Genomic DNA, 13,012 nt, shown 5'->3' on the forward strand with positions numbered 1-13,012 from the left:
GCCATTTCGATTAAACCCATCTCCGAAGAAGGCACCCGCCAGATCGTTAAATTCGCCTTCGATTACGCCGTTAAAAACAAGCGTAAGAAAGTGACCGTAATCTCCAAGGCGAATATCATGAAGTACACCGATGGATTGTTCTTCGAGGTCGCGCGTGAGGTGGCCAAGGATTATACAGATAAGATTGAATACGATGAGCGCCTGATCGATGCCATCTGCATGCAGCTCGTCATTCGCCCTGATTCACACGATGTGCTATGCCTGCCGAACCTCTATGGAGATATTCTTTCTGACTTATGTGCAGGCTTAATCGGCGGGTTAGGAGTGGCTCCCGGCGCGAACTTCGGGCCGGATACTGCACTTTTTGAAGCAGTCCATGGTTCTGCGCCACGTTATGCGGGGATGAATAAGGTCAACCCCACAGCCCTCATTTTGTCCGCAACCCTCATGCTTGAGCATTTAGGCGAAAAAGAAGCTGCCGATAAAGTCGAGCGTGGAGTTTCAGAAGTGATAGCGGAGGGTAAAGACGTTACCTACGATCTCAAGCCTTCCCGTGAAGATCCAACCGCAGTCGGCACTCAAGAGATGGCCGAAGCGATCTCTGTCAAAATTCGAAGCTATAGCTAAGCCGAGGCTAGGTGTGCCTGGCGAATTCATTCGCCAGGCTGAAAAATCTTTCTCTAAGCCGCAAAGGTCTCGATAGCAACACTTCTTTCCAGTGGAAGCACGATTTCATTATAAATGGCTTCCAGCTTTTCGGTCTGCTTCATCAGATTGTGTTCCATCTCAACGCGCATGCGGCCGGCTTCACCCATTGACTGCCATCGTTCAGGGTGATCAGCCAGTCCAATCATAGCCTGAGCCAGCGCACCGACATCATTTTCAGGCACAAGACAACCTGAAACCCCATCCTCGATTAGTTCTGGAATACCTGAATGCTGGGTGGCAATACACGGAACTCCGCGAGCCAGAGCTTCCATCAAAGTTACAGGAATGCCTTCTTTATCCCCATTTGGAGCCGTTACAGATGGCTGAACGTAGATATGAGCGCACTTGAGGAGCATAGCGACCTCAGTTAATGGTACATGTCCAGTGAAAGTGATGCTTTCGGCAACACCGAGTTCAGATGCAAGCTTTTCGCACTTTTCGCGAAGAGGACCGTCCCCAATAAGCACTAATTCAGCATTATTCTTTTCCTGCTTAACAAGCTGAAAGGCTTCAATTAACCGATGAAGCCCTTTCTTGGGTCTAAATCCTGCAACACAAACAAAACGAAGAGTTTCTTCAGGCTTTGGCGGGCTGAATTCAAAGAGTTCAAGATTAACTCCAACCTTTAATACTTTCAATTTCTCTTCGGGACATCCCAACTCCATAAGCGTGTGGCGCATGTGATCAGAGATAGTCAAAACCATGCTGGCCTGCTCCCACAGCTTTCGATAATAATACTTAGCCAATCCGCCCAGTGTATTCGGAAAGCGATATGCATCGTGTCCATGAAATGTAACGACAAGTGGAAGTCCTGTACGTTTGGCAACGCCGAGAAAGTAGCGAGCATCCGTTCCAAAATGAGCATGAATCAAGCGGGCGCCATCAAAGGTAATTTGCCGGGCAAAGAAAGTGGTCAAGCTAGGTGGCATCTGTTTAATGGCTTTAAAAACCTTCTCAAATCCTCTCGGTTTGATAGGAGGCATATTCACTGGATAATTGGTCTTACAGAAATTCGGGCTAATCGTCTCAGCATACACTAAGGGAGTGAAATTCGTTAGATTCTGCATTTGGCAATCAAGCCATGTTTCCGTTCCATTAATCCAAAACCTTTTAACTTGAGCAACTCGCTTCAAACCACCGCCACCTCCGCCTTTATAATAGAAGTATCGGCTTTCCAAAGCCCTGACTTGAGAACTTAAAGTAAAAAGTGAGAGGGGAGAAGGGATCGAAGCATGAAACAAGAAGCACGAAGCAAGACCCGGATTCTGTTTGGAGCATATAATCTCGCCCTCTCCCGCAGCGTGGGAGAGGGCCTTCGCGAGAAGGGGTGAGGGCTACCCCAATTCAACAATAACCGACTTAGTAGGTGTCGCTTCGACAACCTTCTCCAACTCAACCCTGGTCAAGCCATCAACCTGGGTGAGTTTGGCATTGACAGGGATGTTTCCTACCTTGGCTTTGACAGTCTTTGACAATTTTTCAGTCTTCAACAGCAACATGCCAACCGCCAGTTTGCCATGCTGGACTTCAATCTTTATCGTCTGCTTGCCGTTAACTACCTTCTGAGCAACGGTTCCCCAACCTGAATCGACGCCGAAGAAGGTGCGGAAGTTATCGGCATAGACTTGTGGGACGAGCTTTAATAACTTCTCAACGGCCGAATAGCGGAAACCGGCCAGCGCCAAGAGGCCGGAATAATTGGCCATGGATCGGGCATAGTGATTGCCGCATTCGAACTCGTTATAGGGATTGCGCTTCTTGCCGTCGAAGCGGTCGCGAATGGCTTTGAATACCGTCAAGCCCTCGAGCAGATAGCCTTCATATAACAAGTTCCCAGCAACTTGATATTCAAATCCGGTCATGGTCTCGTGACAATAGAGCAGCGGAAACTTTGGCCGACCACCCTTTGGCCAGGTCGCGATGAGGATGCCGGCTTCATCGTTTACAGAATACACCCGGTGTACATTCATTCGCCTCGCGCTGCTGTCCACGAAGTTGTACTTAAAAAGCGAACCCAGGGCAGTATGGATGTTCTCGCGGCCATAAATATCTTCTAAATCGAACATGCGCGAATAGAGTTGGCCGTGAACCTGCTCAGACGTGCAGCCAAGGCCAAGCTGGAGATTTCCTTCTAGAGGCAGTTTCTGATGGTAGTATTCACCATTAAAAAGCTCCGCATCCGTTAGCTTTTTGCCCGATTCGAAAATCGCGCGGTACTCTTTCGCCGTTTTCGTATCACCCATATGCTGCGCCATCTTCTCTGCCGCCAATAAAGCCGATTGGTAGAGACTGCCGCAAAGGGTATCGGGTGAATTCAAATGCAAATCGAGTGTGTTAAGCCTTGGGCCGTGCATGAGACCGTCTTTGTCGGCATCCCACTGACTGATAATGTAACCCATCGCCTTTTTGGTGGCTGGCCACATCATCTTGAGCCATTCGTCATCCCCCAAGGTTTGCCACTCTCGATAGACCCAACAAATCTGCCCACTTTGCCCGTCAGCCGCCGGCTCGAAATCATCAGGCCGCGTCTCCTGCTTCATCGGCATTCGGTATTGAACACAGCCATCCTCGCGCATGCCGTTATGCCAAAAGTTCTCGATAATCGAACGCTGTAGCTTTGGAAACAGATAAGGTATCGCCTGCTGATAATTCCAAACATGGTTGCAGGTTCCGCTGCAGCATCCTTCGCTCGCATTGCAACCTTCCCATCCCCAAAGCGTGCCGTTTGGGAACCTGACAACGGTCGGCGTTCTCAAAATTGCAAGCTGGGTCGAGATCGATTCCATTACAACACCGGGTAGCGTTGAGGCAAATAACGCCTTTTGGAACTTGCGCGTCTCCCCTTCCAACCGCTTCATATTGTTAATGACATAACTCGCCACATCGGTCGCATCTTCCCACTGGGTGGCATAATAGTTTTTCCAAACATAACCTTTCCAGGTTTGCATGTTCGGGAAGTGCCATGCCAAAACCAACGGGATTGTTCGCTGTTCTCCGGGCTTGAGGGTTACTTTGATGCCAATCGATCCAACCATCGCATTCAAATGGTCATGAGGCTCAGCAGGGCTAGGTTTATCGTTGGGATTGAGATTGAAATCGCCCGTTGCGGCAAAGGTATCAACGAAGTGCTGCAAGGTCATGAAGTCATTAATCATGTCCGATCCGTTGCCCCAGTGCTGCTGCCAGGAAGTCAACTTTTCAGAAGTCGCCAACGTCATCGTGCCAAAACAAGGAGAATCGGGCGTATGCTTGACGCTCGACATCGCTAACGCGTCCATATTGGTCTCGTGAACTAGGTTATTAATCGCCCCGCCAATTTCGGGAAAGCCGCATAAATTCTGCAAATTAGCCCCAAGCGCCGCCTCAACGCTCTTATTGCTAATGTTTTTAAGGGTCACATTCAAAACGGCAACCGGCAAAGAGGAATCATGATCATTCCCCGGTATAAACGGGCTCCACGCTTCGATTGTGGCGGTAACAGGAACTTCTTTGTCCGCCAATTCGACCTGAGCAAACGGGAAGCGTCCGGTAAAAGTGCATTTCTCCCATCGCGGCAACCCACTTGCATGCGCCTGAAGCGGCCCAAATCCAGGCCCCGCATTCTCGATCCAAGGCTTTGACCCAAGCGGCTCGTTATAAGGGGGTAGTAACCGGCCTTCCAGTACCCGAAAGACCCGCTCTTCCCCTTGAGGCTTTGCCCAAAGAGAGAGAAAACTATACCGAGGCCGATACCCTTTATTTGGCTTGTTGAATATTTCCCAATCCACCAAAGCCCCCAACCCTGAAAAACTAACACACCCCGACCCAATCCCCCCCAAAGGGAACGCAATCTCCTTCAAATACTCGCCCCGATAAGTAAATCGCCCCTTCTTATCAAGCAGTTGTTTAGCGGTATAGGGGATTTCTTTTATAGTCTTTTGGTTCAATTTAGTTGTACTCCTAATAAAAGCTATCCCCTCTCCCGCAGCGTGGGAGAGGGGATTCGCGAGAAGGGGTGAGGGTTACCCTAATTCCACAACAACCTTCATGCTGGGTGTTGCCTCAACAGTCTTTTCTAACTCAACCAAAGTCAACCCGTCGGCAGGGCAAGGTTTAGCTTTGACGGATGTAGCTCCAACTTTAACCGTGGCGGTCTTGTAGGCCTTGTCGGTTTTTAGCAAGAACTTGCCGACCGCTAGTTTGCCTTGCTGAACTTCAATAGTAACCGTTTGCTTGCCGCCAGCTATCTTCTGAGCAACTGCGCCCCAACCTGAGTCAGCGCCGAAAAAGACACGGAAGTCATCGGCATTTATTTGTGGGGTTAGCTTAAGCAGCTTCTCTACGGCAGAATAGCGATAGCCTGACAACGCCAAAAGGGCCGAATAGTTGCCCATCGAGCGTACATAGTGGTTGCCGCACTCGAACTCGTTATACGGGTTGCGCTTCTTGCCGTCGAATCGGTCACGAATGGACTTAAACACCGTCAAACCTTCAAGTAGATAGCCTTCATAGAGCAGATTGCCCGCAACCTGATATTCATAGCCAATCTGAGTCTCGTCGCAATAGAGCAGCGGATGGACAGGCTTACCGCCCTTAGGCCAATCAGCGATGAGAATTCCGCGCTCGTTGTTGATCGCATAAACACGATTGGCGTTAATACGGCCCGAGAAGTCATCGCAATAGTTATATTTGAACAGCGATGCCATCGCTTTATGCAGGTTTTCGCGGCTATAAATATCTTCGAAGTCTAACATGCGTGAATAAAGCTGGCCGTGAACCTGCTCCGAGATGCAGCCGATCCCAAGCTGATAGTCGCCATCCGCGGGAAGCATCTGGTGATAATATTCACCGTTAAATAGTTTCTCATCACTAAGTTTCTTGCCTGATTCAAAGACCTTGCGATACTCTTGCGCCGCTTCCACATCGCCCATATGAAGCGCCATTTTCTCGCCGGCCAAAAGCGCAGCCTGATAAAGACTTCCGCACATGGTTTCGGGTGAATTAAAGTGAAGGTCAAGTGTGTTGAGGCGAGCCCCGGTCATTAAGCCATCCTTGTCCGGATCCCAATCAACCCAAGCATATTCGAGAGCCTTTTTGACCTTCGGCCACATATCCTTCATCCAATTCTCATCGCCGTAGGTCTGCCACTCGCGATAGACCCAACACACCTGCCCCATCTGCCCATCAACCGCGCCTTCATAGCCGGTAGGCTGCGTTTCCTGAACGAGCGGCATGCGGTACTGAACACAGCCGACTTTATTCATACCGTAGTTTAAAAAATTCTCGATTATCGAGCGCTGGAGCTTGGGGAAGAGATAGGGAATCGTCTGTTGATAATTCCAAACGTGATTACAGGTTCCATTACAGCAACCTTCGACAGCGCAGCAACCTTCGTATCCCCAAAGCGTACCGTTGGTAAATCGCACCATCGTCGGTGAACGTAGTATAGAAAGCTGGCTTGAAATCGCTTCCATTACCACGCCCGGGAGGGTTGAGGAGAAAAGTGTCTTTTGGAACTTGCGCGTTTCAGCTTCCAACCGCTTCATGTTATTAACTACATAACGGGCAACGTCAGTAGCGTCCGTCCATTGGGTGGCATAATAATTCGGCCAAGTACCTTTAGGCCCCTCGCAAGTTGGGTAGTTTGGGAAGTGCCATGCCAGAATAATTGGAACCGTTCGTTTCTCGCCGGGTTTGAGGGTGAACTTGACGCCAATCGAACCCACCAAACGGTTGGGTATATCAGTAGGTTCTACCGGTGGAGCTTTGACATTAGGATCGAGATCAAAAGCGCCATTTGCAGCAAACGTATCGGCAAAATGCTGGAGCACCATGAAATCACTGATGTCATCCGGAGCCCAATTGCGCTGCCAGGAAGTCAATTTCTCGGTAGTGGCCAACGCCATCGTTCCAAACTGCGCCGCATCAGGAGCATGCTTGACGGTCGACATCGCCAGCGCATCCATGTTTTTCTCACGCACTAAATCATTAACGCCGCCGCCTATATCAGGATAACCGGCCAAATTCTGAACATTTGCGCCAAGCGCCGCCTCGACCGTCTTATCGCTTGTATTCTTAAGAGTCACTTTTAAAATAGCAACCGGCATAGAAGATTCGCGGTCATTGCCGGGTATGAACGGGCTCCAAGCCTCAATCGTGGCCGTAATCGGGAGTTCTTTATCAGACAAATCAACCTGCGCGAAAGGGAAACGGCCAGTGAACTTGCACTTCTCCATGCGCGGAAGCCCCGAAGCTAACGGTTGTGATGGTCCCGAACCGTGGCTGACCCACATCGTCGGTCTTTCATGCAGGTGTCCGGTGTAAGGCGGAAGCAATCGCCCTTCCAGCACACGAAAAACCGGCTCTTGTCCTGTTGGCTTAGCCCAAAGCGATATAAAACTATATCGAGGGATAAAGCCGATATTGGGTTTATTGAAAAGCTCCCAATCCATCAGCGAACCACGGCCGGAGAAGCTGACACATCCCGTGCCGATGCCTCCCAGCGGAAACGCCACCTGGTCTAATTTCTCTCCCGTGTAACTATAACGCCCACGCCTATCCAACAACTCTTCAGGCGTGAAGGGAATTTCTTTAACGGTCTTCCATTGGTTGCTCATAATAACTCCTATCTTAACAAGGCACAGCTTGTGAAATTATAGCAGAGGCAACCGTAGCGAGTACTGCGAAGTGGAATTATTTTGGAGCAAAGCTCAATACAAAGACTGAAAGCGGCTTCCAAAATTGGAAAGAATATATCGAGGACGGTTATTTATAATGAGTGTGGCGCAGAAATAGTAAAGCCATATGACCCGCATTGAAGCGTTTGTTGAATTCGATCTCCAGACAACCCTTTATTTAAGATCGCTTGGCGGGATTTTCGTATCGGCCTGCCGCACGGTTCGTTGCCAAACCTCTCCGTTCTTACGAACCATTAAAACCAAGCTCACTTCCTCGCCCGATAGGTTAAGCTGATGATAGGTGCAAGTGATAAACGTTGTCTCAGGACCATCTGTTGGGTTTGGCGCAGTGTAGGTGTAACTGATCAAATCCACAGGCCTGGTATCAGCGGGACAATGGAGCTGCTTCAAATCTTTCAAGTATTTAGGTGTGAGTTCCTTTAGGTCTTTCGGATAAGCGTTTTTATGCTCTGCCTGATAAGCGATGATCGCAGTATTTACTACCTGCAACTGGAGAGCACATTTCTTGAGTGTTACCATTGCCGCTTCGACTTTAGTCTGATTACTTCTTAAAGCGCGGCCTTCTGACGTGAAATATATTCTAAAGAGTGAGAATCCAAAGAAGATTAAAAGGACTGCGACAATGATAGTGCTGCCGGACATGAGAAACGATACAACACTGGAGCGTCGTTTCTGCGGAACAGGGCTTGATGGGTTTGATTGGTCTTGGCTCATGGTCAAACTCCTTAGGGAAATACTGGTGAATCTACTAGATTCCTGCTACTTTTTTTCACCCTAGCGAGTTTGGCACATCCTGTGCTGTATTAACAATCAGAAATGTAATCTCCTCTGGAGAATTTGAAGGTGCAAAGGAGTAGCTAGTTCCCTCGGCAGCAGTTAAGCTATCGAGGGAACTAGGAACTTTATGAGGAAAACAGTGAGCTTATCTGATTAAGATTTTTACTTAATCTTTAACAAATCTTGACCAGGCCGCCAGTCTGCTGGGCATAATCCACCCGTTTGAAGCGCCTCTAATATCCGTAGGGTTTCGCCAACGCTCCTGCCTACATTCAAATTCGTTACTTGAACATATTGAAGCACCCCTTGCGGATCGATAATAAACAAGCCGCGCAGAGCGATCCCTTCCTCTTCGATTAACACTCCATAGCTTCGGGCAACTTCTTTTGTGATATCACTTGCCAAAGGATATCGAAGTCCTTTAATACCGTTCTCTTCGATAGGGGTATTAACCCAAGCCCAATGACTATAAATACTATCGACCGACACGCCCAAAACTTCCGTATTGAGGTCGACAAAATGGCCATAGCTATCCGAAAAGGACAAAATCTCCGTCGGGCACACAAAAGTGAAATCCAACGGGTAAAAGAACAAAACCAGCCATTTTCCGCTGTAATCTTCCAGGGAAATAGGTTGCCCTAAATCCAACGGACTGGTCGCGCCTTTAGTTGAAGTCATAGTGAAATTCGGCGCACATTTGCCGACTTTTATACTCGATTCTAATGCCATGTTTAACGGCTCCTTCCTGAAATTAGCTTATGTTATATTATACGTATCTTAAGCTCATTATTGTGTAGCTTGGCTAATATAATACCATGCCTGTAAGCCAATCCAGCAGTTTTTTCATAATAAATTTAGCAAAGATAAATATAATTTTTTGTACGTCGTTCGAACAAGGAGAATTGTATATACGGCAAACTTGCTATCTTATACTTTGTTGCGGTAAGCCCAGTTCTTTTTGATTACTGTGATTTGTCTTGCCCGTAATGCAGTTTGACAAGTTATAGGAACTGTGAAAGAGGAATAGGCGGAGGAAACGAAATGGCGAAGTTTTGAGGAAGCAAGAAAGCCTGAATCGCAAATTCAAGCTCATCCGACCAACATCCCACGATGTCTTAAGTATCGGAACTCTTTACACCAACTGAACGTCGTGGGCGCCGCGGGAGACTTCGCCGATGATGGCGGCTTGGGTGACTTGAGCGTTGAGGCGCTCGACAACAGTCGCAGCAATATCACGCCCGCAGATCAATACCATTCCGATGCCCATATTGAAGGTGTGGAACATATCGTAGTCAGGAACCTGGCCGCTTTCCTGGATAAGGCGATAAATTGGCGGCACTTCCCAGCTTCGGCGCTCGATTGCTACTCGGCAGTCTGATGGGATAACACGCGGAATATTATCGTAAAACCCTCCGCCAGTGATGTGAGCCAACGCTGCGATTGGGAATTCGTCCAATAGCGGCAAAATATCCGGAGCGTAGGAACGGTGCACCGCCATCAGCACATCGCCGACCGTTGAGTTCAATTCCGGCACATAAGAGCCAGGGTTGAGTTTCGCCATATCAAAAAGTACCCGCCTTGCCAAGGTATACCCGTTGGTATGTAATCCTGAAGAGGCAATCCCTATAACAGCACATCCGGGCATCACCTGAGTCGTTGGCAGCATCTTTTCTCGGTCAACGATACCGACAATGGTTCCTACAAGATCAAAATCAGCGCCGTGATAGACATCGGGCATCTGCGCCGTCTCTCCCCCAAGCAGCACACACCCAGATTCTTTACAAGCTTCGGCGATGCTGGTAACAATCTGAGATGCGATGGTGGCATCAAGCTGGCCAGTTCCGAAGTAGTCGAGGAAGAAGAGAGGCCTTGCTCCCTGAACCAAAATATCGTTAATGCTGTGGTTCACTAAATCACGGCCGATGGTATCGTAACGAGCCATAACCTGTGCGATCTTTGTTTTTGTGCCGACGCCATCGATGCTGCTAACCAAAACGGGGTCATTATAGCCTTCAAATGTGGCCTTGAACAGCCCGCCGAAGGCCCCAACATCACTCAGCACTGCCGGAGTATAGGTGCTGCGAATAACATCGCGCATCCGACCGACCGCTAGGTTCGCCTCATCAATATCCACACCTGCCGCTTTGTAAGTCATGGGATTATTCATTGTCTATTTCCAATCTTAATAACTGTTTTTCATAGGGTGCAGAAAGCTGCTCTGCAGAAGCTTTCTCTTACCGTGTCATTGCGAGGATGCAAGTGCCGAAGCAACCTCATCCAAAACCATTCAGACAGATTTCACGCTTCGCCCCTACTTCATTTCCGCCATTTCTAATAGGGTCTTTGTCAGTTTAACATCGTCAGGGACACGGATGGGATATTCACCAGTGAAGCAGGCGAGGCAGAAACGGCTTTTTGGCTCGCCTACGGCTTCTATTAGCCCATCAACACTTAAATATCCCAAACTGGTAGCGCCGATGTGGTTGCGAATTTCTTCGACTGTACACTGAGCGGCGATTAGCTCGCGTTGGGTGGCCATATCGATGCCATAGAAGCAGGGATATTGGATGGGCGGCGCCGTTATGCGAACATGCACCTCGGTCGCTCCAGCGTCTTTTAGCAACTTAACGAGCTGTCGAGTGGTAGTGGCGCGAACAATTGAATCGTCCACAATCACTATGCTTTTACCTTCCAAAACCTCTTTAAGGGCTGATAGCTTCATCCGAACGCCCAACTCACGCATTCGCTGGTCTGGTTGAATGAAGGTGCGGTGAATGTAACGGCTTTTGACCATTCCCTCGCCAAATGGGATGCCTGAAATCTCCGCAAACCCAAGCGCAGCGGGGAAACCGCTATCGGGTACTGGAATGACCAAATCCGCCGATGGCGCGGGATGCTCTTCGGCCAGTTTTCTGCCCATTCTTCGGCGGGTTTGATGCAAAAGTTGTCCATGCATTCGGCTATCAGGGCGGGCAAAGTAGATGTATTCGAACATACACAATGCTTCGCGCTCCTTTGGAACACCGATATAAGTATTCGCCCCGTTCTCGTCAATAACCGCAATTTCACCCGGCTCAATTTCGCGATCGAAAACGGCTCCAACCGGACCTAAAGCACATGTCTCTGAAGCAATTACATGGTAGCCATTCAGAGTTGCAAGGCATAAAGGCCGAACGCCGTAGGGATCGCGTACTCCGATTAGTTGAGTAGGTGTAAGAATGGCGAGCGAATAGGCGCCCTGAACTCGCCTCATCATCGCCCGAACAGCTTCGATAATATTCCCCGGATGTGTAGCAATAAGGCGCGCTATTACTTCACTGTCGTTGGTGGTATCGAAGACAATGCCTTCGTCCTCTAACTCGCGGCGCACTTGTTGAGCATTCACAAGGTTGCCGTTATGCGCAACGGCGATATCGCCAACTTGTGAGGAACAAGTAATAGGTTGGGCGTTGCGGAGCATACTTGAACCGGTTGTGGAGTAACGAGTGTGGCCGATTGCAATGTAACCGGGGAGTTCGGAAAGGATATGCTCGTCAAATACCTGACTGACAAGCCCCATTTCCTTATGCATGCGCACAACCGTACCGTCAGATACAGCAATGCCGGCGCTTTCTTGCCCGCGGTGCTGAAGCGCAAAAAGTCCGAAAAAAGTTAAGCGTGCAACATCTTCAAGAGGTCCGAATACCCCGAAGATGCCGCATTCTTCCTTGGGATGGTCCATGCCGGCTTCAATCTCCGGCATAATATCCCGGCTTAGCTCATCTTGCTTTCGATGGTTTGAGCCCATCGCTGATTCATCTCCTCCAGATTTAGCGAGAGCACTCGCTTCGATCCTGAGTAAATCGTAAGCCGGTCTCCACCGACCATACCAATCTTTACTGGCTCAACACCGGCCTCTATCGCCAGCGTTTCAAAGGCATCAACGTCCGGGCCTTCTTTTACTGTTACGAGAATTCGCGATTGAACCTCTCCGAATAATGCCGCATCCTGTCGTTTTGCCCACTCTTGTCCAGGTGCAAACGGTCGAGAATAATGCGTCCCTGATTTCGTCGTCTGTTCAATCCAGATCATAGACTGACCATCGGATACGGTTGCACCAACTCCGCCAATCAAACAACATTCCGCCATCGCTACAGCAAATCCGCCATCACTGCAATCATGAGCGCTGCGAAGGAGTCCTTTTTGGATGGCTTGAATAACACAGCTTTGAACAGCCTTCTCGGCTTCCATATCGAGTGAGGGCGGTTGTCCGGTTTCAAGGCCATGAACAGCCGCAAGATATTCACTTCCACCCAATCCTTCATGCGGATCTTTAATTTGCTGAGGTTGCACAAGCCAGATGGACACATTCGCCTCATCAGGGAACCCCGCGCCGACATGCTTTGACACATCGTCAAGCAGTCCCAACATGCCGATGCTGGGCGTCGGAAACACCTCGCCCTGGTCGGTCTCATTATAAAAACTTACGTTACCGGAAATAACCGGTGTATCGAAGAACTCACAAGCGGACGCTAACCCCTCGACCGCTCTTTTGAATTGCCAGAAAACATGCGGCTTTTGCGGATTGCCGAAGTTAAGGCAGTCGGTCACCGCTTTTGGAGTTGCGCCAACGCAAGCCAAGTTACGAGCGGTCTCTGCAACCGCAATCTGCGCGCCCACGAATGGATCGAGATAGCAATACCGCGCATTGCAGTCGATTTTGAGGGCGATCCCCTTGGTCTTCGTGCCTCGAATTCGAAGCACCGCTGCATCCCCTTTACCAGGAGGCACAACCGTCTGCGTTTGCACCATATGGTCGTATTGCTGATAGACCCAGCTCTTAGAACCAACCGAAGTGCTGTCGAGAATTT

9 protein-coding genes are annotated in these 13,012 nt (G+C 49.3%); 1 reads left to right on the forward strand and 8 read right to left on the reverse strand.

All coding sequences use genetic code 11. The annotated features are described in order from the left end of the window. Positions 1–627: isocitrate/isopropylmalate family dehydrogenase (locus WCO51_03580; protein MEI6512337.1), on the forward strand; the 627-nt coding region annotated here is incomplete at its 5' end. A 53-nt stretch (positions 628–680) separates the two neighbouring features. Here the strand turns inward: WCO51_03580 and WCO51_03585 are convergent. From WCO51_03585 to WCO51_03620, 8 genes are all read right to left on the reverse strand, one after another. Then, positions 681–1,841: a glycosyltransferase gene (locus WCO51_03585; protein MEI6512338.1), complete on the reverse strand. Its 1,161-nt coding sequence runs from the start codon at positions 1,839–1,841 to the stop codon at positions 681–683. Between the two features lie 201 nt (positions 1,842–2,042). Further along, positions 2,043–4,634 carry a GH116 family glycosyl-hydrolase gene (locus tag WCO51_03590; protein ID MEI6512339.1) on the reverse strand — a complete coding sequence of 864 codons (2,592 nt, stop codon included), beginning with the start codon at positions 4,632–4,634 and terminating at the stop codon, positions 2,043–2,045. 75 nt (positions 4,635–4,709) lie between these two features. Continuing rightward, a complete protein-coding gene (locus tag WCO51_03595) occupies positions 4,710–7,304 on the reverse strand; it encodes a GH116 family glycosyl-hydrolase (protein MEI6512340.1) in 2,595 nt (864 codons plus the stop codon). A 234-nt stretch (positions 7,305–7,538) separates the two neighbouring features. Beyond that, on the reverse strand, positions 7,539–8,099 hold the full coding sequence (locus tag WCO51_03600) for a hypothetical protein (protein ID MEI6512341.1): 561 nt from the start codon (positions 8,097–8,099) through the stop codon (positions 7,539–7,541). Between the two features lie 225 nt (positions 8,100–8,324). After that, a complete protein-coding gene (locus WCO51_03605) occupies positions 8,325–8,891 on the reverse strand; it encodes a peroxiredoxin (GenBank protein MEI6512342.1) in 567 nt (188 codons plus the stop codon). 403 nt (positions 8,892–9,294) lie between these two features. Then, entirely contained in the window at positions 9,295–10,329 is a 1,035-nt protein-coding gene (gene purM / locus WCO51_03610) for a phosphoribosylformylglycinamidine cyclo-ligase (GenBank protein MEI6512343.1), read from the reverse strand. 144 nt (positions 10,330–10,473) lie between these two features. Then, entirely contained in the window at positions 10,474–11,949 is a 1,476-nt protein-coding gene (purF, locus tag WCO51_03615; GenBank protein MEI6512344.1) for an amidophosphoribosyltransferase, read from the reverse strand. Then, positions 11,916–13,012: AIR synthase related protein (locus WCO51_03620; GenBank protein MEI6512345.1), on the reverse strand; the 1,097-nt coding region annotated here is incomplete at its 5' end. The genes purF and WCO51_03620, both read right to left, overlap by 34 nt.

The organism is bacterium, assembly GCA_037131655.1.
Classification (GTDB): Bacteria; Armatimonadota; Fimbriimonadia; order Fimbriimonadales; family JBAXQP01; genus JBAXQP01.